The organism is Sporosarcina soli, from assembly GCF_042655805.1.
In the GTDB taxonomy this organism is placed as follows: domain Bacteria; phylum Bacillota; class Bacilli; order Bacillales_A; family Planococcaceae; genus Sporosarcina; species Sporosarcina soli.
This window is the reverse complement of the sequence record NZ_JBHSNO010000001.1, coordinates 493,171-519,385: the sequence shown is the minus strand read 5'-3', so window position 1 is coordinate 519,385 and position 26,215 is coordinate 493,171. Positions and strand designations below refer to the sequence as shown.

23 protein-coding genes and 3 pseudogenes are annotated in these 26,215 nt (G+C 40.3%); 21 read left to right on the top strand and 5 right to left on the bottom strand.

What is annotated here, in order from left to right; genetic code table 11:
* Window positions 1-28 precede the first annotated feature (28 nt).
* The 15 genes from ACFPRA_RS02545 to ACFPRA_RS02475 all read left to right on the top strand — a co-directional run bounded on the left by ACFPRA_RS02545 (window position 29) and on the right by ACFPRA_RS02475 (window position 14,746).
* Window positions 29-889: a branched-chain amino acid ABC transporter permease gene (locus ACFPRA_RS02545; RefSeq protein ID WP_381430260.1), complete on the top strand. Its 861-nt coding sequence runs from the start codon at window positions 29-31 to the stop codon at window positions 887-889.
* A complete protein-coding gene (locus tag ACFPRA_RS02540) occupies window positions 886-1,878 on the top strand; it encodes a branched-chain amino acid ABC transporter permease (protein WP_381430257.1) in 993 nt (330 codons plus the stop codon). Before ACFPRA_RS02545 ends, ACFPRA_RS02540 begins: the two co-directional genes overlap by 4 nt.
* On the top strand, window positions 1,847-2,602 hold the full coding sequence (locus ACFPRA_RS02535) for an ABC transporter ATP-binding protein (protein WP_381430254.1): 756 nt from the start codon (window positions 1,847-1,849) through the stop codon (window positions 2,600-2,602). Before ACFPRA_RS02540 ends, ACFPRA_RS02535 begins: the two co-directional genes overlap by 32 nt.
* A complete protein-coding gene (locus ACFPRA_RS02530) occupies window positions 2,595-3,305 on the top strand; it encodes an ABC transporter ATP-binding protein (protein WP_381430251.1) in 711 nt (236 codons plus the stop codon). Before ACFPRA_RS02535 ends, ACFPRA_RS02530 begins: the two co-directional genes overlap by 8 nt.
* Window positions 3,306-3,456: 151 nt before the next feature.
* Window positions 3,457-4,404, top strand: coding sequence for a VOC family protein (locus ACFPRA_RS02525; RefSeq protein ID WP_381430248.1), 948 nt, complete (start codon window positions 3,457-3,459; stop codon window positions 4,402-4,404).
* 560 nt (window positions 4,405-4,964) lie between these two features.
* The gene (locus ACFPRA_RS02520; RefSeq protein ID WP_381430246.1) at window positions 4,965-6,020 is read left to right on the top strand and encodes an MBL fold metallo-hydrolase; all 1,056 of its coding nucleotides are present in this window, start codon (window positions 4,965-4,967) and stop codon (window positions 6,018-6,020) included.
* Window positions 6,021-6,355: 335 nt separating this feature from the next.
* On the top strand, window positions 6,356-7,372 hold the full coding sequence (locus ACFPRA_RS02515) for an ABC transporter substrate-binding protein (RefSeq protein ID WP_381430244.1): 1,017 nt from the start codon (window positions 6,356-6,358) through the stop codon (window positions 7,370-7,372).
* Window positions 7,373-7,610: 238 nt separating this feature from the next.
* Window positions 7,611-8,462, top strand: a complete 852-nt coding sequence (locus ACFPRA_RS02510) for an ABC transporter ATP-binding protein (protein ID WP_381430241.1) — start codon at window positions 7,611-7,613, stop codon at window positions 8,460-8,462.
* Window positions 8,452-9,222 (top strand): ABC transporter permease, encoded by a 771-nt coding sequence (locus ACFPRA_RS02505; RefSeq protein WP_381430238.1) that lies wholly within the window; start codon window positions 8,452-8,454, stop codon window positions 9,220-9,222. The genes ACFPRA_RS02510 and ACFPRA_RS02505 overlap by 11 nt, the downstream gene beginning before the upstream one ends.
* 64 nt (window positions 9,223-9,286) lie before the next feature.
* Entirely contained in the window at window positions 9,287-10,033 is a 747-nt protein-coding gene (locus tag ACFPRA_RS02500) for an ABC transporter permease (RefSeq protein WP_381430236.1), read from the top strand.
* 114 nt (window positions 10,034-10,147) lie between these two features.
* Window positions 10,148-11,443 (top strand): MFS transporter, encoded by a 1,296-nt coding sequence (locus tag ACFPRA_RS02495; protein WP_381430234.1) that lies wholly within the window; start codon window positions 10,148-10,150, stop codon window positions 11,441-11,443.
* Between the two features lie 225 nt (window positions 11,444-11,668).
* Window positions 11,669-12,712, top strand: a complete 1,044-nt coding sequence (locus tag ACFPRA_RS02490; RefSeq protein WP_381430231.1) for an ABC transporter substrate-binding protein — start codon at window positions 11,669-11,671, stop codon at window positions 12,710-12,712.
* 25 nt (window positions 12,713-12,737) lie between these two features.
* Window positions 12,738-13,565 carry an ABC transporter ATP-binding protein gene (locus ACFPRA_RS02485; RefSeq protein ID WP_381430228.1) on the top strand — a complete coding sequence of 276 codons (828 nt, stop codon included), beginning with the start codon at window positions 12,738-12,740 and terminating at the stop codon, window positions 13,563-13,565.
* Between the two features lies 1 nt (window position 13,566).
* Complete coding sequence (locus ACFPRA_RS02480) at window positions 13,567-14,391, top strand: ABC transporter permease (RefSeq protein WP_381430225.1); 825 nt, start codon at window positions 13,567-13,569, stop codon at window positions 14,389-14,391.
* A gap of 184 nt (window positions 14,392-14,575) precedes the next feature.
* Entirely contained in the window at window positions 14,576-14,746 is a 171-nt protein-coding gene (locus tag ACFPRA_RS02475) for a 4Fe-4S binding protein (protein WP_381430569.1), read from the top strand.
* A 294-nt stretch (window positions 14,747-15,040) separates the two neighbouring features.
* Here ACFPRA_RS02475 and ACFPRA_RS02470 read toward each other — a convergent pair.
* The 5 genes and pseudogenes from ACFPRA_RS02470 to ACFPRA_RS02450 form a co-directional block, all read right to left on the bottom strand.
* Window positions 15,041-15,781, bottom strand: a pseudogene (locus ACFPRA_RS02470) (alpha/beta hydrolase).
* Window positions 15,782-15,880: 99 nt separating this feature from the next.
* The gene (locus tag ACFPRA_RS02465) at window positions 15,881-17,962 is read right to left on the bottom strand and encodes a (Fe-S)-binding protein (protein ID WP_381430221.1); all 2,082 of its coding nucleotides are present in this window, start codon (window positions 17,960-17,962) and stop codon (window positions 15,881-15,883) included.
* 11 nt (window positions 17,963-17,973) lie between these two features.
* Window positions 17,974-18,075, bottom strand: a pseudogene (locus tag ACFPRA_RS02460) (electron transfer flavoprotein subunit alpha/FixB family protein); the annotation flags it as partial.
* Window positions 18,076-18,264: 189 nt separating this feature from the next.
* Window positions 18,265-18,357, bottom strand: a pseudogene (locus tag ACFPRA_RS02455) (electron transfer flavoprotein subunit beta); the annotation flags it as partial.
* 326 nt (window positions 18,358-18,683) lie between these two features.
* The gene (locus ACFPRA_RS02450) at window positions 18,684-19,580 is read right to left on the bottom strand and encodes a LysR family transcriptional regulator (protein ID WP_381430219.1); all 897 of its coding nucleotides are present in this window, start codon (window positions 19,578-19,580) and stop codon (window positions 18,684-18,686) included.
* 123 nt (window positions 19,581-19,703) lie between these two features.
* Between ACFPRA_RS02450 and ACFPRA_RS02445 the strand changes: the two genes are divergently transcribed.
* The 6 genes from ACFPRA_RS02445 (at window position 19,704) to ACFPRA_RS02420 (ending at window position 26,213) form a co-directional block, all read left to right on the top strand.
* Window positions 19,704-20,486, top strand: a complete 783-nt coding sequence (locus ACFPRA_RS02445; protein WP_381430217.1) for an enoyl-CoA hydratase/isomerase family protein — start codon at window positions 19,704-19,706, stop codon at window positions 20,484-20,486.
* A gap of 78 nt (window positions 20,487-20,564) precedes the next feature.
* Window positions 20,565-21,743: an acyl-CoA dehydrogenase family protein gene (locus tag ACFPRA_RS02440; RefSeq protein ID WP_381430215.1), complete on the top strand. Its 1,179-nt coding sequence runs from the start codon at window positions 20,565-20,567 to the stop codon at window positions 21,741-21,743.
* Window positions 21,744-21,785: 42 nt separating this feature from the next.
* Window positions 21,786-22,658, top strand: a complete 873-nt coding sequence (locus ACFPRA_RS02435; RefSeq protein ID WP_381430212.1) for a hydroxymethylglutaryl-CoA lyase — start codon at window positions 21,786-21,788, stop codon at window positions 22,656-22,658.
* Window positions 22,659-22,698: 40 nt separating this feature from the next.
* Window positions 22,699-23,856 carry a CaiB/BaiF CoA transferase family protein gene (locus ACFPRA_RS02430; RefSeq protein ID WP_381430209.1) on the top strand — a complete coding sequence of 386 codons (1,158 nt, stop codon included), beginning with the start codon at window positions 22,699-22,701 and terminating at the stop codon, window positions 23,854-23,856.
* A 22-nt stretch (window positions 23,857-23,878) separates the two neighbouring features.
* Window positions 23,879-25,240, top strand: a complete 1,362-nt coding sequence (locus tag ACFPRA_RS02425) for an MmgE/PrpD family protein (RefSeq protein ID WP_381430207.1) — start codon at window positions 23,879-23,881, stop codon at window positions 25,238-25,240.
* 565 nt (window positions 25,241-25,805) lie between these two features.
* Window positions 25,806-26,213, top strand: coding sequence for an FAS1-like dehydratase domain-containing protein (locus ACFPRA_RS02420; RefSeq protein WP_381430204.1), 408 nt, complete (start codon window positions 25,806-25,808; stop codon window positions 26,211-26,213).
* Window positions 26,214-26,215: the final 2 nt, after the last annotated feature.

Sequence of the window (26,215 nt, the reverse complement as noted above, 5' to 3'; positions counted from 1 at the left end):
ATTTAAAAGCCGATGGGGAGGAAGAGAAATGGACTTCTTTATCATTAACACTTTGTCAGGATTGACGTATGGTATGCTATTGTTCTTAATGGCAAGTGGATTATCAATCGTGTTTGGACTGATGAGAGTGATCAATTTGGCTCACGGTTCGTTTTACTTGTTGGGCTCTTATATAGCCTACGCATTTGTTCATAAAGGGTTCAATTTCTGGGTGGCATTAATATTAGCCACGGTTATCGTTATGGTCCTAGGATTAATTATTGAACGTTTGTTAATCTCACGAATCCACGGAAATGAGACAGCACAAATTTTACTAACGGTTGGTCTTATTTTTGTAATCGGCGATATAACGCTATGGATTTGGGGAGGAAATTTCTTGTCCATCCCTATGCCTGAAATACTGAGTGCATCGATTCAAATAGGGGAAAGTCAATTTCCTGCTTACAGAATACTTGTCATTTTAGCTGGTATTGTTTTTGCAACCCTTTTATGGTTTTTTGAAAATAAGACACATATTGGCATGATCGTGCGTGCGGGAGTCGACGATATGGAGATGGTGGGGGCATTAGGATTTAATATTAAAGTCGTTTTTTCAGCTGTATTTGTTTTCGGAGCAGGACTCGCAGCGTTTGGAGGCGTCCTTGGGGGCCCAATCTTAGGTATGTATCCGATGATGGAATTCGAAATCTTGATCAATGCCCTTATTATTGTCTTAATCGGTGGTCTTGGGAGTTGGAAAGGAGCTTTCATTGGAGCAGTCTTAATTGGCATTGTAGACGCTTTCGGGAAAATTTACATTCCTAGCCTTTCGATGCTCATAATTTTCGGAATAATGGTAATTGTTCTAGTTATTAAGCCATCTGGATTGTTCGGGGAGGTAGAGGCATGAAAAAAACACTAATATCGTTCTTCTTATTAGTGGTAGCAATCTGTATCTTGCCGTTCATCATGTCCCCATTCATGATGTACATGATGACAGAAGTACTCATTATGGGCATCTTCGCGATGAGTCTCGGATTGATTATGGGGTTTGGTGGATTGCATTCACTTGGTCATAGCGCTTTTTTTGGTCTCGGTGCTTATACCGTAGTCGTCCTAAGTCAAATGGTTCCAAGTATGTATGTTCTATTGTTGGTTGCTATTCTCATCTCATGTGCTTTCGCGTTAGTGACGGGTTTGATTGCGATTCGGAGTAAAGGGATTTTCTTTTTAATGTTAACATTTGCGTTTACACAAATGCTTTACTTGGTTTTTAGTCAATCTGGCTATTGGGGTGGTGCAGATGGCTTAGGAACTTCCATTAAGCCAAATCTTGGGTTTGTGGAGTTAACTTCACCACTCGGTTTGTTCTATTTAATTGGTGGTTTCTTTACACTCTCTTATCTTTTGTTACGGCTATTCGTAAATTCTCCTTTAGGAACAGGATTACAGGGCGTCATGGAAAATGAGAACAGGATGATTGCACTGGGGTATAACATCCGTAATTATAAAATGATTGCCTATATTGTTGCAGGCGGCTTTGCCGGATTGGCCGGCGGCTTGTATGCATTTAAAACGCAATTTGCCAGTCCGGATTTGTTCGGAGTCCATATGGCTGCAACGGTAATCATTATGGTCTATATAGGTGGAATGGGCACTTTATTCGGTCCGGTTTTAGGTGCCGCTGTTTATATTTTTCTCCAAAATTATGTCAGTACAATGACAGATCGTTGGTCGCTTATTATGGGGTTAATTTTTATCGCGTTAGTTCTTTTTGATCGTGGGGGAATTTTACAGCTCGTTCAACTTTTAAGTAAAAAAGTTATGGCTTTCAAAAGAACTACCAATTCGAAGGGAGTGTCATTAAATGAGTTTGCTAAAAATAAAGGGGTTGAATAAATCATTTAAAGCAAACCATGTGTTACGTGGTGCATCTCTAGATTTATCAGCTGGTGATAGACATGTAATTATTGGACCAAATGGAGCGGGGAAAACAACGTTTGTAAATTGTATTTACGGGACGATTCCGTTGGACACTGGAGAAGTCATACTAGAAGACCAACCGATTCATACGATGCCTTCATATAAACGGGTAGGTCTTGGAATCGGAAGGACTTTCCAAAAAAACAACCTTTTTGAGAACCTAACTGTCGCAAATAATGTATATTTAGCTCTTTTATCTACAAAGAAATATTCGATGAAAGCGTTTAAACCTTTAATGTTATATGAGGATGTGTTGGAAGAATGTGATGCATTTCTAGAAGAGTGGAAGTTGGCGGATCGGAAAGATAAGAAAGTGAACGAGTTATCCTACGGGGAACAACGTGTGATGGAAATTATTTTATCGCTTTGTTCCAAACCCAAAATACTTTTGCTAGATGAGCCCACTTCGGGGATGTCTCCATCTGAAACGTCGAAGACAATTGAATTGATTAAAAAGATCCCTCGGTCTGTATCGATTTTAATGATTGAACATGATATGGACGTAGTCTTTAGTACTGCTAATAAGATAACAGTGCTCCATCATGGCGAGACGATCATGTCCGATGAACCAGAAAAGATCCGTGGAGATAAAATGATTCAGGAGATTTATTTTGGGGGAGGTGCTCGTGCTCATGCTTAGTCTGAAAGATGTCCATACATACTATGGTCATAGCCATATTTTACAAGGTGTTGACTTTTCTGTAGAAGAAGGTGAGTGTGTTGCCTTGCTTGGAAGAAACGGTGCAGGGAAAACGACGACCATTCACACAATAGCAGGACTGACCCCTGCCAAGAAGGGAAATATCCACTTTAATGGGAAGGAAATTGGTGCATTTCCTCCTCATCATATTTCAAAGGAACATCTTGCACTCGTGCCACAAGGGAAAAGAGTTTTCAAATCCTTAACAATAAAAGAAAACTTATTAATGCCTAGTCGTCCAACAAAGCATAAAAAAGAAGGGCTTAAACATTGGACGATTGATGAGGTGTATAAGTTATTTCCAGTATTAAAAAAGTATGAGCAAAATATGGGAAATGAATTATCTGGTGGACAGCAGCAAATGTTAGCAATTGGGCGCGCGCTAGTGACGAATCCGATATTTGTTCTGATGGATGAACCATCTGAAGGATTGGCGCCGGTTATTATCGATCAAATTACCGATATTATTAATGATTTGAAAAAAACAGGATTGTCCATTTTAGTAGTAGAGCAAAACTTGAAACTAGCTTGTGATGTTGCGGATCGTGTTCTTGTTATGAATAAAGGAACAATAGTGTGGGAAGGAGCGCCAGACGCCTTATTGCGAAATGAAGAAGTATTACAAAAGTACTTGGGCGTTTAAACAATTGCACTTGCATAACTATCTACAGAACAGGAAACAAAACCGTAGCGATTGACACCACCCATTTTGAGCTGGAGATAAAGCATCGGCCATGAAAGAGAAGCCAAAAGCAGTACTCACCAGTTAGCTGTTTCGGAAGGAGGTTTAAACTTTGAATAAAGAGATGCTCGGAACCAACTCTATAGAACAAATCGCTTTCGTTGTAAATGATATAGACCAAGCAATCACCTCGTTTAGCAATCTTCTAGGCATTTCCCAACCTGAATGGTTTTTGACAGGTGCTCATGATCGTTCCAGGGTGTTTTATAAAGGAGAACCTTCTGATACGCAAAGCAAACTTGTTTTCATCGACACACCTTCAGTCCAAATTGAATTAATGGAAGTGAACGATGAACCAAGTACGATGAAAGATTATTTGAACGAAAACGGAGAGGGAATTCATCACCTTGCTTTTGTGGTTGACAAAATCTCTCCTTGTCTGGAACCTTTGGCTAAAAGAGGTTACCCATTGTTGCAATCAGGTGAATTTACATCTGTGAACAAAGGACGTTACGCCTATTTAGATACAGAAGCTAGGATGAAAATCGTATTCGAACTGCTTGAGAGAGAAACGCCTCAGCCAAAAAAAGTGGGGGATCTTATAGGTGAGCCATTGTTTAGCTCACGGACTTTCACACAAATTGCATTTGTGGTTGAAGATATAGATGAATCTGCAGCCCGTTTTGGGGAATTGTTGGATTTGAAAATCCCTCCAAAAATCAAGTCGGAGGCTCCAGAAGTGACTCAAGTAGCGTATAAAGGAAAAGCGACAGAAGCGGATGCGGTATTTATGTCATTTAAAACGCCTACTCTGGAAGTGGAGCTCATCCAACCAAGAGAAAGCCCAAGTATTTGGAAGGATCATTTGGAGAAGTACGGAGAAGGGATTCACCATATTGCTTTGGAATTAGACAATCTGGAGGAAAGGTTACCTGGCTTTCAAAAAAAGGGCTTTGACGTCATTCAACAAGGCAAGGATTGGCATGGAAAATATGCCTATTTGGATACTAAAGAAGAGTTTAAAGTGACGATTAAATTACTTGAACGTCAAGCTCATTAAATTCAAAATCAGATGATATGGAACTAACATTCATGCACATATAGTTAAAAAAGATGGCATTTCGGTCTGGAACGAACGAAATACCGTCTTTTTTCTATGGAGGAATATCCTTATCGACCTACTGTCTGAAATTTAACGCGTTAACTATAGTGAAAGGCGTCCATCTAGAATGGAAGTCAATGCGTTGAATTTACGATCCAGACTCTTTATTAAAATTTAAATCACTCTACAAACCGGTCTATTAATAGACGATTCTTTACAAAGAATATCATTAGAAAAACTGTATCATTCTTACATATTTTAGTGTTGACATTAAATTCAGAAAAGTGTAAAGTTTAATTATAGAAGCGAGGAAAAGATGTTTCGTATATAAAACATCAAAATGAAATGTTATATGGTAACCATTAATTAGACTTATATGAAAACGGTTACAGGAGGGGTGTTTGAGTTTAAGGAAAAAATGTTGATTGAAAACAAGAGGAGTGAATTATCGATCAGTACACAAAAAAGACATACATCTTAGATATTCAACCAGTAAAAGAATAGAAGGGGGAGAATAAATGAGGCGATTTATTGGAGGCCTATTCTTAGGATTGATAATCGGGATGTTAGGGGCATGCGGCTCCGCTAGTGAACAAGAACGAAGCATTTCAGCTGAAGAGATTAATAGCAATGAATCAGTTGAAATGAAATCTAGTACAGATTATGCAGCGGAAGAGAAGCAGACAGAGGAAAAGATGAACAATTTTAAAGTTACCCTTCTTGGAACTGGCTCGCCTCTTTTGAGTATGGAACGATGTGGGCCCGCGACGCTAGTTGAAGTTGGAGAGGAAAAGTTACTTTTTGATGCAGGGAGAGGAGCAGCATTACGCCTGAGTCAAACTGGTTTGTTGCCAGGGAAAGTTAACAAAATGTTTATTACCCATCTGCATTCAGATCATACGATTGGAATTCCCGATGTTTGGCCGACGGGCTCATTACCTACTGCTGGAAAAAGGGAAACAATATTTGAGGTGTGGGGACCTACAGGAACAAAAGATATGATGGGAAAAATGGAAGAAGCTTTTATTGCTGATATCGAAGTCCGCAAAAAGAATCAGAACGAAATTCTAAATGGCTTGAATACTATTGGACATGATATTGAACAAGGAACAGTTTATGAGAAAGATGGGGTGGAAGTTGTAGCTTTTCTAGTTGATCATGGACCGATGGAACCGAGTTACGGTTACAGGGTGAATTATAAAGGTCGTTCCGTCGTAATTTCTGGCGATACTCGATATAACGAAAATCTAATCGATTTTGCTAAAGGGACAGATCTACTCATTCATGAAGTTGCGGCAGCTAGACCGGATAATAAATCCCCGACAATTCAAAAAATCCTGGATCTCCATACAACACCTGAAGAAGCTGGAAAAGTGTTTAGTGAAGTAAGTCCAAAACTTGCTGTCTATACGCATATTGTGTTACTTGATGGTTTAACGGATACAGAGGCTAATTTGGCTGTGAGAACGAGTAAGGTATATGACGGTCAAGTTGTAATTGGTGAAGATCTTATGTCTTTTGAAATAGGTAATAATATAAGGGTGAAAAATCCTAACTTTGTCCTTGATAAATAAATATAGTTTAAGATCCGAACTAAACGAGACCATATTTTTTATGTTAGGTTTAGAAGCTCGTTACTGATTTTAAGTCGTTCTACATCTGGGTTTTTTGAAAGGTTTTCCTTATTCTGGTGACCATTCAGCAGATTACTGAACTCATTGCTAGGATAAATGACTGAATAGTTTTTTAAAAGTAGAGATGGACATTCGGGTTGCTAACCTCTATTACTAATCCCACACTTGTTATACGAATAAAAGGGACGGAGAGGTTGATGCCTTATGGAGAATGAATAGTTATTACAATGCATTTAGCTATTCCACTGGTATCACAAAAAATAGGGGGGATGAATGTGAAGAGATTTATTACAGGATTTGTTTCAGTTTTGCTGGTTGGATTATTGGCTGCATGTGGATCCGACAATCAACAAAATGGAAAAGCTTCAGCTGAGGGAGAAAAACAGGATGGACCGGTTGAAATCAAATTAGGTGTCGGCTATGCGACAGAAGAAAATTTATGGCTGATTAAAGTGGCATCAGAACTGGCACCGAATTATGGAGAAAAGTATACTTTGGATCTACAGCAATTCCGAGCAAATACGGATCGATTGAACGCTTATCGTGCCAATCAAATAGACGGTGGAACTTTGGGACAGGGAGCTTCAATAATGTCAGTTGCGCAAGGCGTTGATATGAAGGTTGTTGCTAATATAGCAAAAGAAAGCATGGATGAAGGGTTTAATTCAACTTTCATGGGTTTGAAAAAAGCGGGATATCAATCAGCAGCAGATTTAACAGGAAAAACGATCGGTATTCCAGATTTTAAATCCCCGAGTGATATGTGGGTCCGATCAAGCGTCAGGGCAGCTGGGTTAAACCCAGATAAAGATGTAGACTATGCAGTACTTCCGATTCCCGCTATGGAGGAAGCTGTAAGAAGTGGGAAAATTGACGTTGGTATGTTCCCACAACCTTTTTATGATATGGCGGAAAGTTCAGGGGATTTGGATTCGGTATTTAGCTCTAAAGACGGCGTCCCGGTAGAAGAAGATTTTCTAAATCTATTTTTAAACCCTTCATTTATTGAGGAGAACAAAGAAGCTGTACAAGCGCTTGTAGAAGATTTACAGTTTATGACACAGTATTATTTGGAAAATACAGTTGAAGCCCGTCAAAAATTACTGGATGCAGAATTTGTATTGGCGGAACCGGAAATTTATCTTAACTTGACAGATTATCACCGTGCAACAGATGTTTCATTTGATCGGGAAGGTTGGGATTTTGTACAGGATATACTGTTGAAAGAAGGATGGATTGAACAAGAAGTTGATCTGGATGCATTGATTGATGACTCATTCCTAGCAAAATAACTTGGTTCATCGGTGGCTGATGAACCCCAAAAAGCATTTCAATTAAGAGGGAGTCCATACTAGGCTCCCTGCTGATTCAGTAAAGGAATCCCATGAATGCTAGGCGGTAGCCATTGTCGAATATAGTTTAAGCTAACTATATCACTTGATTTAGAGGCAAGGACACCGTCGTGCAATTGTTTAGGATGGTCTGCATTTGAAATAGTTCAATGTTGAATTTCTATCGGAGGTGGCTGAGATGAGTTTTGGAGCCGTAATGACAAGAGATGTTCCTGTAAATAAAGTAGAACCAAAAGAAAGCGCTATTAAAATATCCAACTTGCGTAAAGTCTTTGAACGTAAAGGTGAAGAAATCGAAGCGATCAAAGGGATTGATTTGGATATTAAAGAAGGGGAATTTGTAAGTATCGTCGGTCCGAGTGGATGTGGTAAGAGTACATTCCTTCATATTGTCGGCGGTTTTATTGAAAGGACTTCCGGTGTAGTGAGTGTCCGAGGAGAAGAAGTCGGCAAACCTGCCCCAGATCGGGGAATGATGTTCCAAGAGTCGACTCTTTTCCCTTGGCGAAAAGTCTACGACAATGTGGCATGGGGGTTGGAAGTGCAAAAATTTCCAAAAGTTGAAATCAAAGAGCGAGTGGAATATTTCTTGAAACTTGTTGGTCTTTGGGAATTCAAAGACAATCTGCCTTCTGAGTTATCGGGAGGAATGAGGCAGAGAGTGTCTCTTGCGAGAGTGCTTGCTTTTGATCCTAAAGTGTTACTGATGGACGAGCCGTTCGGTGCACTTGATTCGCAAACAAGAGAGACGATGCAAGTGGAGCTTCAAAGAATCTGGTCGGAGTCGAAGAAAAGCGTGATTTTCGTTACGCATGATATTGAAGAAGCAGTCTATTTAAGTGATTACGTCGTTATTTTGACGAAACGTCCTTCGGTAGTTAAGGAAATCTTGAAAATTGATTTACCTAGACCCCGTGATGTATCGATACGTAAATCTTATGAGTTTATTGATTACAGGAATCATATATGGGATCTTTTGCATGAGGAGGAAAACGTGAAAAGTATAGGAGGCCGATCCAATGCAAAGTAGCTTGAAGAAAAGCCGCTTTATAGTTGTTTCTTTAATTGAGCTTCTTCTTTTCATAGCGTTATGGCAACTGTTAGCGATGACGGATTGGTTTCCTACCTATGTTTCAAGTCCGGCAGTTGTCCTTGGGGTTATTAGTGAAATGTTTATGACGGGTGAAGTGTTCCCTCACATAGGAATAAGTTTATATCGATCGATTGTCGGGTTTTTGCTGGTCGTTTTGTTCGGAACAGGGCTGGGAATCCTAGCAGGATTTTTTCAGCCAATCGGTAGATTTTTCGATCCGGTCGTATCCTTTTTTAACCCGATTCCTAAGATTGCTTTGCTTCCCGTATTTTTAGTTTGGTTTGGTGTGACAGATACGACGAGGATTCTGATTATTTTCACAAGTGCTTTCTTCCCTTGTTTTATTGCAACATTGGATGGTGTTCGAGGGATTAATAGACTTTATCTGTGGTCTGCAGAAAATATGGGGGCTTCTAAGTTCAAAATGTTGTATCGGGTTGTACTTCCAGCAGCACTTCCTAAAATATTTGACGGTTGGCGTGTTGCACTCGCATTGACATTTGTCATGATGTTTTCTTCGGAAATGATTGGTTCATCAACTGGTAAGGGATTAGGATTTATGATTCTAAATGCTGATGCGTATGGCCGTACGGATATTGTCCTCGCGGCAGTTATAGTTATCGCGGCGTTAGGTTTTCTTTTCGATAGATTGTTAATAGGTGTGAGGCAGCGGCTCTTATGGTGGCAAAATCGATAGCAGATGATTGTTACCGTTATATTTTGCAATGCTGCTGACTTCAGGACATAGAGGGAGGAAGCATATGAAAGCGATAAAGAATTTTATTGTAAAATATTTAGCGTTAATACTAATAGCTCTATTGTGGCAAGTGCTCGTGTTGGCGGAACTTTTTCCGAAACAGTTATTCCCAGGTCTTGGAGAGATCTCATTGGTATTTGTAGAGTTACTTGCCACAAGCGACTTATGGACAAATATGGGCGTTACACTTTATCGGATCTTGGCAGGATTCTTCCTTGCAGCTATCATTGGAATTCCAATCGGGATTCATATGAGTCGATCACAATTTATTGATGATTTGATGCAACCAGTATTTACTGCTGGATATCCTATCCCGAGAGTGGCTCTTTATCCAATATTTGTACTTTTGTTTGGATTGGGTTCGGGCTCTAAAATATTCACCATTTTTCTTGAGTGCATTTTCCCTATAGTAGTGAGTACATACTACGGTGCGAAGAGTGTCAATCAATTGTATGTTTGGTCGGGTCAGAATATGGGGGCGACCGACCGCAAACTATTTTGGAAAGTGTTTTTGCCAGGGACAATGCCGTCAATCTTTACAGGATTCCGAATTGCTCTTCCGATTGGAGTAGTCATTGCTGTGTTGACTGAAATGATCAGTTCAAACAACGGCATCGGGTATTTTCTGATTTACTTATCGGCATCTTTGTCACAAAGTAAAGTGTTGGCAGTTGTCATCTTTATCTCACTCTTCGGTTATGGGCTTGACCGTTTACTATTGTTTGTCAGAAATCGATATGTCTATTGGTGAAAGTTGAGTGTTTCTGATGAAATTAGGAAAGTAAAATCACAAAGAAGAGACAGCATATACGCTAAGTGGACTCAAGTGAGCAGTTTGCCAAAGCGGAATACGGGAGGGACGAAAATGAATACTAAAAACAACAAACGATGGTTATATATAGCGACACCCATTTTCTTTCTATGGTTTTTTGGGCAAATTGATAAGCTAGGGATTTCCATAGTCCAGACAGACCCACAATTTTTGAGTGATCTTGGTATGACAGGAGCCAATGCGAACGCGAAGATCGGCTTTCTGACTTTTATCTTTATGGTTGCTTATGCAATCTCCAACTTTTTTTGGGGATTCTTTATCGACAAGTTTGGGGCTCGTAAAACAGCGATTATCGGGGTTTCGATCTGGACGGTGACGATGATGCTAGGCGGACTTTCCACTACTTACGGCATGTTCATGGTGACGCGGATTGTCTTAGGGATCGGGGAAGGGATGATGATTCCAGTTTGCGGGAAATTCATCGCTACTTGGTTCAACAAAAATGAATTGGGCCGCGCACAGTCTTCCTGGATTTCGGGTAACTATGCGGGACCTGCCATCGGCGCAGTTTTCATTTCATTGATCATTGCCACGCTCAGTTGGCATGCGACGTTCTTTATATTGGCTGGGTTGAATTTACTTCTTGTGATTCCGATGTTTATTTTCTTAACTAGAAATGAACCGGAAAGCCACCCAGGCGTCAGCAAAGAAGAATTGGCGTACATAAGGCAAGACGATGCTCCGGTTAAGGAAGAAAAGAAAAGAAGTTACGTGCAGGATTCCCGTTACTGGATCGTTTGGTTCGGTATGGTTGTCACTTCTTTCTTATTTTTTGGGATTAGTATTTGGTTACCGACATACTTGATGCAAGCAAGAAATTTTGATGTGGAGGCAATGACTGGGATCACTTCCCTGTCTTGGTTGTTTGCGCTTAGTTTTGTTTTGATCTGTGGTTATTTAGCGGATAAAACGAAGCGTCCTAGTTTAATAGCCACCATTTTGTTCGCTTCCTGCGCAATCTTGTTAACGGTTTCCACACAAACTTCAGTTGCTATCATTTCTGCTTTGGCTTTGGGGCTTGCGATGGGAACATTGGGAGGAATCTTTCATTTAAGTAACTTGTTTATCGTAAAATTTTCGACACCGGAAACGGCTGGTCGTGCAGCAGGGCTCATGGGTTTCACGAACATATTCGGCGGGTTTGCCAGCTATACGATGGGATGGATGCGCGACATTAACGGAGGAGATTTCGGTCCGTCGCTCATTATGTTGATTGCTATCACCGCTTTAGGGTTCATAGCTTACTTATTTACGCTTAAAACGGAAAACAAAGAAGTTCAGGAAGCTAAGAAAGAGATTCAGCGACAATCAAAAATGCAGATGATTTGATCAGTGCTAGGCTGTTGTTATACCCCCGAATTGGCTTTTGATGTGTTTGTTGAATTTGGCAATCAAACTAGGTAGGTGTTGGTAGTTTATGTAAAAATATTCATCGCTACCTGCCATTTCAAGTAAAGCGATTGTATAGAAATAATATACTACCAAAACCTATAGTAGTTAAGTTCCTACAAATATTTAATTTACAAATTAAAGTTAAGGGAGAGATTCATTGACATGCGTAAAAGTATAGTTGTTGCACTAATGATGAGTTGCTTATTCGTATTTTTAGCTGGTTGTAATAAAGACGATACAGAAGCAGGTGGGCTAACGAAGATAACATTTACAGAACCGTCACGAATTTTATCCTTAGCTCCTTTTTACGTGGCAATTGAACAAGGTTTCTTTGAAGAGGAAGGAATCGAAGCTAGCATTGCTTCAGGCGGTGGAGGGGCACAAGTGATTGCTACGTTACTGTCCGGCGAAGCGCAATTTGCAATATCTGGTCCTCGTAGTATGTTCTCAGCCTTAGAAGCAGATAAAAAACTATTGGCAATTCAATCGTTAAATTCTGCTTTAACTTTTGAAATAGCAGTAGCAGATGAATACTTAGAAGAAAAAGGGGTTTTACCTGGTTCACCATTAGAGGATAGGGTTGCAGTCTTAAATGGTGCGAAAATTGGAACCAATTTAGTGGGGGATTCTGGTGATGTTTACATGCGTTATCTGATGCAATTACATGGTCAAGATCCTTTATCGGTCGAGACAGTTAAATTATCCGGTGTAGGTCCTAAAATAGGGGGAATGAAAGAAGGAATTGTAGACGGTGGTATTAATTCTGCCCCATTTTCTTTACAAGCAAAAGATCAAGAAGTGGGTAGCCTTTTGCTAAAAGCAAGTGAAGAACCTAAGTATGCAAACATGGTTTGGGAAGTAGTTTTTGCAGAGGAGAAATACTTGGAGGAAAATCCTGAATTAACGGAAAAAGTAGTAAGGGCAATTGGTAAAGGAATAGAGTTCGCAAGGAAAGAACCTAAAAAAACAGCGGAATCTATCATTTCTTACTTTGATGGCATTGAAGTAGAGGTTCTTGAAGATTCTCTGATCGGTATGGTTGATACTTTCCAAGGGTATGGAGAGATGAACCAAGAAGCTTGGGACAATGCACAAGACCCTTTGATTGAATTTTCCGAAATGTCGGGTGTTAAGACTAAGCATGATACTGCACCTGGCGTAATTTGGACCAATGATTATGTTGAAAAGGTGTTTTCCGGAAAATAGAACATAATTCAAAGAGGTGAGAAGGATGAGTAAAACCCAAGTCGATACAAAGTTAAAGCTCCGTACGACATCTTTGGATGTCACTTATACGAACACTAAAACAGGAGCAGAGATGATAGCGCTTAGCGATATAAACTTGGAAATAAAAGAAGGGGAATTCATTTGTATAGTTGGACCTAGTGGATGTGGAAAAAGTACATTTTTAAACACTGTAGCTGGACTTATTAAACCGAGTAGAGGATCAATTGTGTTAGACGATGAAAAAATTATAGGGCCAGGTAGGGATCGATCTGTTGTTTTCCAAAGTCCTAGCCTTTTTCCTTGGCGAACAGTGCTCGATAATGTTTTGTATGGTTTAGAAATTCAAAAGCGAATTACCGATCAAACACGAAAGCTTGCAGAAGAATATATTGAGATGGTCGGTCTAAAAGGTTATGAAAATCATTATCCACACGAGCTGTCAGGAGGAATGCAACAACGGGTGAACCTAGCTCGTGCACTGACGGTGGATCCCTCACTCTTATTATTGGATGAACCATTATCGGCATTGGATGCACAAACAAGAGAATTTATGCAAGAAGAAATTTTGAGAATCTGGGAAGAAACTAAGAAAACAAGTATTTTTATAACGCACCAAATAGATGAGGCTATTTACCTGGCAGATCGTATATTTGTTTTTGGCGCAAGACCGGGAAGAGTTGTAGAGGTTGTGGAGGTTAAGATTCCACGCCCAAGGAATCTTCATGCTAAACGTGACCCCGAGTTTTTAAAGTTAATGGATCACATCTGGGGAATCATTGAAAAAGAGTCATCCAAGCAAGGATTTCAGCAGAGTATAAGAGAGGAGGGATAATATGCAAAAAAATGAAGCTGTTCAACTTCAACCGGGGCTAATAAAAAGTAAACGAAAAAAACAACAAAAAGTGAATCCTACATTTCTGCTTAGTGTTTCAACTGTTGTTTTATTCTTCATTGGTTGGGAAGTTATTTCTAGATATGAGTGGGTTGATCCATTATTTATCAGTTCTCCTATAGCAATTATACAAGCAAGTGTCGTCATGGTGCAAGAGCCTAAGTTCTGGAGCAACCTCGGGGTAAGTGGTTATGAATTTGGGATTGGATTTCTATTGGCCATGCTGATTGGAATTCCGATGGGAGTTCTATCTGGATGGAACAAGACTTTCAATGCAATTGTTAATCCTTTTATTTCGGGTCTCTATGTAACACCTAAAGTAACATTATTACCAGTCATCATCATTGCTTTTGGAATCGGACCTATGTCCAAGATTGTAATTGTATTTCTGATGGCATTCTTTCCAATTGTAATGAGTGCCCAAAAAGCAATGAATACACTTGATCAGGATTTAATCAAAGCGGCACGGACATTTACAGCTAGTGAATGGCAAATCTTTAAAACGATAGCCCTACCCTCAACGGTGCCCTTTCTTTTGACAGGTATTCGACTAGGCATTGGACAAGGATTGATAGGTGTGGTCGTTGGGGAGTTATTTGCTTCTTCAGCAGGTATTGGGTTTCAATTAACGACTGATGGTCAAAATCTAATGACGGATCGTATGTTTGTCGGAGTATTAGTCATAACTTTGACTGGTATTTTGTTGACCGGAATCTTAGGAATGTTGGAAAGACGTTTTTCTTCTTGGCAGCCAAGTCAAGATTGATAGAGAAAAAGAACTGATTTTATATGTAAGAGCCGATTTCATAATCGCTTATTTCAGGAAAGCCTTGAATGTGATCATGCATTTTATGTAATTGGTTTTAAAGGAGGAAGTAGTATGGCATATGTTATTACGACAGCCTGTATGACGGAAAAAGCAACAGATTGTGTGTCGGTTTGTCCGGTGGATTGTATTAAGGAAGGGGGAGAATCAGTATTTCATCAATCCTGATTCTTGTATAGAGTGTAGTGCTTGTGTGGCATCTTGCCCGGCGGAGGCGATTTATCATGAAGATGATTTGCCGGAAGGAGAGAAGTCAATATTTGAAGAGGCAAAACTTCATTTCGATGTAAGTTGAGACAGTCAATAGCTAATTTAGAAGTAAAATAGGAGAGCTTTAACAATGATAAATGTAATGGAGACAGCTTTAGATGTACACCGGTAGAAAAGTGGGGAAATGGAGAAATCGAAAAAGAAGTCCGTTTATTCGAAATTGAACAAACGGACTCCTTTATTAACTTTGTATGCACCTATAAGTTTTTCAGTGGCCTCCTATTTTAAAGAGGGGCTATTTTACACTTGCAAATATATGACTCATTCTATTTTCTACTACATTCTACCTGAATTGTTTTTGACCAGTTCATCATATTTATCACCAATCCAAAGAATCCAAAAACGTATAGACATCCTCATATACGGTTTCCCGTTCCTTATCTAACGTTATAATATGTCCCGATTGTTCATACCATTTCAATTGTTTCTCTTCCGTATTTACATGATTGTAAATGATTTGCGCGCTTTCTTTATAAAGCGAATCATCTAAATAACCTTGTAAAATCAAGAGAGGGGAGGTGATTCGATCGAGTTTGCCACCCATTTCTTCAATAGTTTGTTGAAGATCCGTTAAAAAGGGCATAGGCAGCTGTTCAAATTCTGTCATTTCGGCTTGAATTTGTTCGTCGTTCTTGCCTTCAAATTTTTTATAGCCCTTTGCATAATTTTGTACGCGCAAATAGAGCTCTTCTTCCGTTTTCGCTTGGAGGGGAGCAGACATCGAAACAATGCCCTTTACGGGTAGTTCTGATCCTACTTTTAAGGCGAATAATCCACCTAACGAAACGCCCGCAACCGCAATTTCATCGAAACCTTCCGCTTTCAAGAGATTGTATCCATCTACGACATCTTGCCACCAATCTCCAGGTCCCGTTTGAATCAGTTTGTTCGGATCCATTCCATGCCCTTTATACAATGGCGCATGACAGGTGAAACCGCGTTGTTGTAAATACTTTCCTAACATTCTTACATCTATCGTATTGCCAGTAAAGCCATGCAGTAAAAGAACCGCCTTGTTACCTCCGCTATACGTAAAACTTTAAGGTGCAACTACTTTCATGTTCTGAACTCCTTTGAGCTAATGAACTAAGCGATTTTAGTACCGATGTCTCTATCTTATTTCAACTGAAAGCTAGTTTCTGCATTTCTAAATCAAGATTTATCTGATCGCCAATTCTAAAATTTCCGCAACGTCCATCGTCTTAATATTATCTTCTACTTCCATCGCTTTCGTTCCGTCCCCGAGCATCGTCAAGCAGTAAGGGCAGCCGCTGGAAATGGTTGAACTTTTCGTCGCAATCGCTTGCTCGGTTCGCGTAACGTTGATACGGCTTCCCGTATGTTCTTCCATCCACATGAGGCCGCCTCCAGCACCGCAGCACATCGCATTTTCACGGCTCCGCCCCATTTCAATTAGTTTCACACCCGGAATGGATTTTAAGATTTCCCTCGGTGGATCATACACTTCGTTGTAGCGACCCAAGTAACAGGAATCATGGAAAGTTATTGTTTCATTCACTTCATTTTTTGGCGCGAGTTTGCCGTCTTTTACGAGTTCCGCAAGTAACTCTGTATGATGGAACACTTCCGCTTCTAAGCCGAAGTCCGGATACTCATTCTTGAAGATGTTGTATGCATGCGGATCAATCGTGACGATTTTCTTTACACCATTTTTCTCGAATTCTTCTATGTTTTGTGTTGCTAGTTCTTGGAAGAGGAACTCATTGCCGAGACGTCGAGGCGTATCGCCCGAGTTCTTTTCCTTGTTGCCTAGAATCGCAAAGCTTATACCAGCTTCATTAAGTAGTTTCGCAAAAGATAAAGCGATTTTTTGGCTCCGATTATCAAAAGAACCCATCGAACCGACCCAGAACAAATAGTCAAATTCCTCTCCTTGCTTCTTCAACTCTTTCACACTCGGAATATGAACATCTTCGCGTAACTCGCGCCAACTTTCCCGCTCTTTGCGGTTTAGTCCCCATGGATTTCCTTGCCGTTCAATATTTTGGATCGCCCGCTGTGCATCTCCGTCCATTTTCCCTTCCGTTAAGACAAGGTAACGACGAAGATCGATGATTTTGTCAACATGCTCATTGGCTACTGGACATTGATCTTCGCAGTTACGGCATGTTGTACAAGCCCAAATCTCTTCTTCTGTGATGATATCGCCGATTAAACTAGGCAGTTCAATGGTGGCCGCTGATTCCTGGCTTGCTAATCCAGCCATTGCTAATGAAGGTGTTGCTGAGGAAGCGAAAACGGAACGAGGCAACCACGGACTGCGCGATGTGACAACGGCTCCTTTTTCTGTTAAATGATCCCTCATTTTGACGATTAAGTTCATCGGGGATAAGGTTTTTCCAGTTGCGGAGGCAGGACACATATTCGTGCATCGCCCGCATTCAGCACAGGCATATAGATCGATTAACTGTGATTGCGTGAAATCCTCAATTTTCCCAACGCCGAAGACTTCAGTTTCTTCATCTTCAAAATCAATTTTCTTCAGCTTTCCGGGAGCTCCCGTCTTTTTGAAAAAGAGATTGACCAAAGCGAACAACTCATGCGCTTGTTTTGACTGCGGCACAAATACCATGAACGAGAAGACAGACACCATATGGACCCACCAAAATACATAGAACAAAACGGTGCCTGCTGTCATGCCAATACCTGAAAACACCGCCGTAACCATGCTCGAGAAGGGCGCATATACAAAATCAGGTGTGTGCCCAAACATCACACGTTCAAAGCCGAGCGATAGCAAAATCGATAGAGTTAATGTAAATAGGGCAATAATGACAAAAGCTGCCTTTCGATCCCGTTTCCATTGCAGCCTATTGAGCTTTTCGATATAGCGACGGTAAAAAGCATAGACAACCGCGCACATCATCAGAAAAGTGGTCCACTCTTGCAAGAGACTAAAATATTTATGTGCATTCCCAAAAGGAAATTCATAGCCGCTAATGAATCCCTTGATAATCAATTCGATTAATCCGATTTGAATGATAAAAAAGCCATAAAACAAGATTAAATGCATCCATCCACTTTTCTTGTCCTTAAATAATTTACGCTGCCCAAATCCATTGACGAGCACAGTATTAATCCGCTCTTTCAAGTTGGGTTCAAACTCTGCTTTCTTGCCAAGTTTTACAAATAAATAACGTGTGTAGACAAGATGGATGAACAAATACAGTGCATAGCCTGTCATGGTAAGGAAAGCGAGTAAATTCAAAAGTGCTAACATGCTGTTTCTCCTCCACCATCCGCTATCTGCTTTGCAGCCCCAATTGCTTTAAATGACGGATTTCTAAGTAAATCGTCACGTACTTCTCCCAAAACGAGAGCTTTTTTAGCCATTCTAAAAACCTCCTGATCTCCATTTTATCCCGCATTAACGGGCAGTAAGACTCCCACCTCAAGACTTAAGTGAAACGATCAGGATAGGTGGGAGATTAACTGCCCGTAAAAGCCCGATTGATTCAACTAACAATCAGTGGGGGATGGGAAAAACCCCCACTGATTGAAGTTTCACTTTATGCTATTAAATTAGTTAACTACTTTCGCTTCATAACGCAATAATTGGACAAGATCGCTTACTTGATCATTCAATTCACCACTTAACACTTTACCTGCTTCTTTGATGATGCCATTGGAAAGCACGATTTTGTTTTCTTATCGAAAGTTCTTTTCAATAGTACAAAAATATTCATGATAAAACCTCCTAGTAAATATTGTGGACGTCCTCATTGTAGCATGCTGAATTATCTGAAATTATGCGTATTTCGCATGACAATGATGTGTTATTTGCTTTGTCTTCCTAGAATTAACATCGCTATAATTGGTAGCAGGAAGGAAAAACAGAATAGCAAAGGGGAGTTGAAATCGATTGAGTAGTAGGTGAGTTTGTAAGAAAGGGAGAGCCTGCTTGGGGGGATGATTGAACAATTACGCCGAAGCGTAATTGATCAATCAGTATGTAAAAGCTGTTTTTCATAATAGGAAAGAATGAAATCTTTAAAGTAAAGAACTGCTTTTGAAATATAGCCTTCCTTTTTATGAATTAAATAGATCGTTCGATCAATATCAAAATCGGAAATGGGAATGATTTTGATACCTTGAATGTTTTGAATGACAGATTCCGGAACAAGGGCGATGCCCATGTTGGAGGTTACAAGCCCTAGAATACTGTTTATTTCTAATCCATCATACGCAACATGCACATCAAGATGATGTTTCGAGAAAGTGGAGTCGATGAGTTTCCTCAATTCTGTATCTGCATTGTAATGTATAAAACTCTCATCCTCAATCTCTTCCATTTGAATAGGTTGCATGTCTGAGAACCGATGTTGGCTAGAAGCGATTAACACAATTTTTTCTTTGAAGATTGGCGTATATTCTAAATCGGAAAATGATTGATATTGTGTAGCAAATCCTAAATCCGTTTCATTGGTCAATAAATCTTTCACAATCAGTGGTGCTTTGTTTTCATTTAAGGTGATTGAATGACCCGGATTGGAAAGTTGAAATGCCTTGAGTAAGGACGGGATATAGTTGAGTCCAAGGCTATGGACAAAGGAAAGTGATATATTTCCAATATCGGGATGAACAAGGTGAGAAAGGTTCGCTTTTGAAACTTCGACTTGATGGACAATTCTTTTTGCATCTTCCAGAAATATCTTTCCATATCTATTTAAGTAAATCTTTCTGTTTTTCCGGTCAAATAATGGGACGCCTAATTCGTTTTCTAAAGATGTAATTGAGCGACTTAGAGCAGATTGAGATAAAGCTAAAATTTCTGAGGCTCTAGTCATATGTTCTTGCTCTGCAGCAACGATAAAATAATGCAATTGTGTAATGTCCAATTTTGTACCTCCTTGGATGTTGGAAACGTCTAGTACAGTTTTACACTGTATTTAGTAGAACGTCAATGTTCCTATTAAGTTATTTCAGAACATTCACTAAAAAATACGAGGAAGTGAAGCGAAATGTCCTATTTAACGATTAGTAGAACTGAAGCAAACGCAAAAATCGCGGTTATCGAACTCAATCGTCCTGAAGCACGTAATGCCTTTAATACACAAATGGCGAGAGACATCTTAGAAACACTCCAATCGCTTGCGAAGTCAGATGCAAGGGTAGTCGTGTTAACTTCAAGCAATTCCAAGGCATTTTGTTCAGGTGCCGATTTAAAAGAGCGTAATGGAATGACAGAAGAAGAATGGAAAGCGCAACATCATCTTTTTGAGAAAATGTTCTATGCCATCGCGGATCTCCCGCAACCCGTCATTGCAGCTGTGGATGGTTTTGCACTGGCGGGAGGATTCGAAATCATTTTGAATTGTGATTTTATCGTTGCAGCCGACACCGCTACATTTGGTTTGCCAGAAGCAACGCGCGGCATTATGCCAGGTGGCGGCGGAACACGACTGTTGACAAAAAGAGTCGGTGTCCATATCGCGAAAGAATGGGTATGTACCGGCCGAATGGTTTCGGCAACAGAGGCGGATAAAGTAGGCTTATTGAATCGTTTGACAACGTCCGATCATTTAGTGGAAGAGGCACTTGCACTTGCTGAACAGTTAGCGAAAAATGCCCCGATTGCTGTGCAAAATTGCAAGAAAGCTGTTGACTCCTTATTTGGTATGGACGATGCGCAAGCGAGGATCGAAGAACTCGTCTTTTATAATCATTGTGTCAATACCGAAGATCGCTTGGAAGGTGTCCGGGCATTTGTAGAAAAACGTGAACCCGAATTTGTGGGCAAATAAAAGTTTATGAAAGTAATGGATTGAAGCAAGCGGGGAAATGATTCACACATAAAACGAAAAACAGAGGGAGATTTGCATATGAAAACGACTGAACTTCACGTAAGTACACCAGAATTCCAGGAAGAGCTGCGCCAAAGTGTAAGAACGATTTGTAAAGATTATCCGGATGAGTATTGGAGAAAGTTAGACGAAACGAACGCTTACCCAGAAGAATTTGTAAAAGCCTTATCGGAAGCCGGCTTCTTGGCTGCGCTCATTCCTGAAGAATACGGCGGGTCAGGGCTATCTGTTACAGATGCATCAATTATTATGGAAGAAATTAATCGTTCTGGCGCAAATGCGGGCGCGTGCCATGCACAAATGTATACAATGGGCACTTTATTACGTCATGGATCTGAAGAGCAAAAGAAGAAATACTTAACGAAAATCGCCGATGGATCCTTGAGATTACAAGCATTTGGTGTCACGGAACCGAACACAGGCTCAGATACGACGCAATTGAAAACAGTTGCTGTACGTAAAGGGGATAAATATATTGTAAACGGTCAAAAAGTATTTATCTCTCGGGCTGAATATTCGGATTTAATGCTTTTACTTGTCCGGTCAACGCCAGTCGATCAAGTGAAAAAACGTACGGAAGGTTTATCGGTATTATTAGTTGACTTGAAAGAAGCTGTTGGAAATGGCATCACGATTCAACCGATCCGGACGATGATGAACCATGCGACGACTGAACTATTCATTGAAGATTTAGAAGTACCAGTTGAAAACTTGATCGGAGAAGAAGGAAAAGGTTTTTCATATATTTTAGATGGGATGAATGTAGAACGTATTCTGATTGCCGCTGAATGTATAGGAGATGGCTATTGGTTTGTGGATCGTGCGACACAATACGCCAAAGATCGAGTTGTCTTTAACAGACCAATCGGGCAAAACCAAGGCATCCAATTCCCAATCGCCAAATCATACATCAATTTGGAAGCGGCTGACTTAATGCGTTTCGAAGCTGCGAGACTATATGATGAAGGAAAAGCATGCGGGAAACAAGCCAATATGGCCAAACTACTGGCGGCTGACGCTTCTTGGGAAGCAGCAAATGCGTGCCTTCAAACACATGGAGGTTTTGGATTTGCGGAAGAATATGATGTGGAACGGAAATTTAGAGAAACGAGATTGTATCAAGTTGCACCGATTTCGACGAACTTAATCTTGTCTTATGTAGCCCAGCATATTTTAGGCATGCCAAGATCCTACTAAAATTGGGAATCTAAAAAAGTGAGGGAAATCCGGAGGTGCATGATGAATATTCCGAAGAAAATTGAATTAATTGAAGTGGGACCACGGGATGGATTGCAAAATGAGCCAGTGCCCATTTCGACCGAATCCAAAAAGGAACTGATCCGCAAGCTCGCGGACGCAGGATTTTCCCGGATGGAAACAGCCGCTTTTGTCAGTCCGAAGTGGGTGCCGCAAATGGCAGATGCAGATGAAATTAGTCGTTATTGTAATGAACTGGGTTTAACATACATCGCTTTAACGCCGAATCTTAAAGCACTCGAACAGGCTATTCAGGCGCATGTTCCACAAATTGCTGTCTTCATTGGAGCAAGTTCAACGTTCAATCAAAAAAATATCAATAAGACGATAGATGAATCGCTCATCGAGACGGAAAAAATGTTTACATTGGCGAAAGAGCATGGCATCTGTACGAGAGCTTACGTCTCCATGTCTTTCGCTTGTCCTTATCAAGGGAAGGTCTCTTTTGAAGAACTTAACTATGTTTGCCAACGGTTTGTTGAACTAGGGGCTGATGAAATCGACATCGGTGATACAAACGGATACGCGAATCCGAAAATTGTCTATGACCGGTTCGCAAGATTGAAGGACCTATATCCTGACGCGGTTTTTGTTGGTCACTTCCATGATACACGGAAGATGGCGTTGGCGAATACGTTAGCTGCTATGCAAGCAGGAATTGACAAGTTTGATAGTTCCGTTGGTGGGCTGGGGGGCTGTCCATTTTCGCCGGGGGCAACCGGGAATTTAGCTACGGAAGAAGTAGCGATCATGCTATCTGAAATGGGTGTAGAGACAGGTTTGCAATTAGAGAAAGTGAATGAAATTGTTCCTTTTGCCAAGTCTCTTTCCAGTCGTTTACAACCCACAACTTAATACAAAAGGGGTTTTGAAATAGATGCGGGGGTGAATGTTCATGTTACCATTAGAAGGTTTGACAGTTGTTTCATTGGAACAAGCGGTAGCCGCTCCATTCGCAACAAGACAATTAGCGGATTTGGGAGCACGGGTCATTAAAGTGGAAAGACCTATTACGGGAGACTTTGCACGTAATTACGATACGACCGTCAAGGGGATGGCGAGCCATTTTGTATGGTTAAATCGCTCGAAGGAATCCGTAGCGCTTGATTTGAAGAAGGAGGAATCGAAAGTTGTATTGGACCGACTCCTTTCAGAAGCGGATGTCTTTATCCAAAACTTGGCGCCCGGTGCGATCGATCGTCTTGGATTCGAAGCAGAAGAATTAAAGAAAAAATATCCTCAATTGATCATTTGTAGTATATCCGGTTATGGCTCTTTTGGTCCTTATACTGATAAAAAAGCGTATGATTTACTGATCCAGTGCGAAGCTGGCCTTGTTTCCATTACTGGGACGGAAGAACACCCGTCTAAAACAGGTATATCTATTGCAGATATTGCTGCGGGCATGTATGCATACACCGGGATTTTAACTGCTCTTCTAGCAAGGCAGCAGACAGGAAAAGGGACTATTATGGAAGTGTCCATGCTGGAGGCACTCGCAGAGTGGATGGGGTACCCACTCTATTATTCGACTTATGGCAGTATTGAACCAAAACGGACTGGCGCCAGTCATGCGACAATTTATCCATACGGTCCATTCAAAGCACGGGACGAAAAGTTTGTATTTATGGGCATACAAAATGAGAGGGAATGGGCTCAGTTTTGTGAAAAAGTATTAAGTGATCCACAACTAGCTGTAGATCCACGATTTGCTAGTAACTCGAAACGAGTGGAAAATAATGCTGCATTGAAATCTATTATTGAAGAGCGTTTCCAAGATTTCAATGCAGATCAAGTGATCAATCGGCTTGAAGAAGCAAAAATTGCTAACGCACGTTTAAATACGGTCCAGGAATTGGCTAATCATCCGCAATTACAAGCTAGAAATCGTTGGAGAGAAGTGCATTCACCTGTAGGACCATTACAAGCGCTCATTCCACCTGTTACTTTTGAAGGTATTGCTACAGTCATGAAACCGATACCAGCGGTAGGAGAGCATACGGAGTCTATTTTAAAAGAATTGGGTTTTGACTTGGAGACCATTCAGCAATAAATTCGATGAGGGGGAATAGAGGTTGAATCTAAGTAAAATACTTGCGAGCCATTATTCGGCACTAACATATGAGGATTTACCTGATGAAGTTGTTTCCTTTGCCAAGCTGTGCATTTTGGATTATTTCGGTTCTGCGTTAGCTGGTGTCAATAAACCACCGATCCAAATGATTAGCGAAACGATGAAGGAAATGGGCGGCAATCCCCAGGCAACACTTGTAACTGGAGGGAAAACATCCGTTTTAAACGCAGCTCTCGTAAACGGGGCATCCAGTCATATTGTCGAATTGGATGATATTCATAAGTCCTCCATCATTCATGCGGCAACTGTTGTCATACCGGCAGCGTTGGCAGTAGCAGAGTGGAAAAAGTTAAGCGGGAAGGAACTGATACTGGCTGTCATTTTAGGGTACGAAGTGTGCTATCGAATCGGTGAAGCCGTATCTCCTTCCCATTATTATTACTGGCATAATACGGCAACATGCGGAACGTTCGGTTCTGCAGTTGCTACGGCTAAATTACTGCAATTGGATGAGACTGCGTTTATTAATGCTCTAGGAAATGCGGGCACCCAAGCTGCGGGGTTATGGGAGTTCATTGAAGATGGAGCGATGACCAAGCAGCTCCATCCGGGAAAAGCGGCTATGGAAGGCTTGTTAGCTAGCTTGTTAGCGGAAAAAGGCTTTACAGGAGCTGAGAAGATTTTAGAAGGAAACAGAGGTTTTTTTAAAGCAATGAGCGATGAATATGATGCGGGGAAAATAACATTGAATCTAGGGAAGGAATTTAAAATTCTGGAGAACTCGTTTAAAGTGCATGCATCATGCCGGCATACTCATGCTGCTATCGACTTGGCCATCGACATTGTAAAGGAAAATGATTTCAAAATTCAAGACATCGCTAAAGTGGAAGTTGGTTCATACCGGGCGACAATGGACATTACGGATAACAATAATCCTCAAACGCAATATGAATCTAAATTCAGTATTCAATATTGTACGGCACTAGGCCTTGCGAAAGGAAACGCCAATTTGGATGATTTTAACGATGAGGATTTATGGGAACCAACAATTCGAGGCCTCGTTGAAAAAGTGGATGCGAAGTTAGACTCGCAAGTGGATAAAGAATATCCTGTCAAATGGGGATCCAAAGTCAATGTGATTTTGAAAGATGGTACGGTGATTGAAAAACAGACGGACTATCCAAAAGGTGATCCGGAAAATCCAGTCACATCGGAAGAACTGCAACGTAAGTTTACCAATCTAGCAACGATACTACCGCAGGAAAAAAGAGACAAGTTCGCGCAACAAGTATTGCAACTAGAGTCGATCGACAATGTGGCGGATCTAATGGAAGAATTGGATGCCAGTGTTCTTTATATATAGAAAGCTTTTTTAAATAAACAAGGTGAGTGCAGATTCACGCTTGAAGAGGGAATTCATTGGAATACCTTTCAGTGCAACAGCTGGATGAAGCGGGACTACATCAACATCTAATTCACCTAATACAATGTTAAGCTTGGACCTGAAATCTCTTCATTGTCATGCCAATACCTGTCAATTTGTGTATAACTGATTCAATTGACCAACCTCGTAATATTATATATATAAAAAAGTTTGTGGATTGAAAGATATTAACTTCTCATGATTTGAGTATAAATTTTATATATGAAAAATTTATATCAAGAATTTGTAGGCATAATACGGTTACTAATTATTTTGATTGTTAACATATAAAAATAAATAATAGAGTGAAGTATCGTTGGTATAAAGCGTTTTTTTAGTATGTCACGTGTAAATTAATAGCTCATATTTATACTACAAATGGTACGAATATAATAAATAGTCTGAATAGTTATTGACATTAGTTTTTACTTGTGTAAAAATATGAATTATAAGATTTCGGATGTAACTAAAAATATTTTGTATATGAAAAGTGAGGAGGGTCATTATGATTGAGTTGAAAACGAGCAGGATTGGCGAAACTTTTGCCCCATTTGCATTTACTATCGAAAAGGGAAAAGTTAAGGAACTAGCCGCTGCAATCGGAGACAATCATCCATCTTATGAGACAGGTGAACATATGCCACCAACAATCGCTACTGTGATTGATTTATGGGGTGGACAAGTTTCTTATGGGCAATTGCTAGGATTGAATCTGAAAAAGGTCCTTTATGGAGAACAGACCTATGAATATATCAAAAATATTCGTGTTGGTGATGAAATTACGGTGACGACCGCAATAGTGGATGTTCAATCAAAAAAAGCAATGGACATTTATAAGGTGAAAAGAGAATACAAAAATCAATATGGGGAACTAACAATGGTTGGCTATACATCAATTATCGAAAGACATTGAGA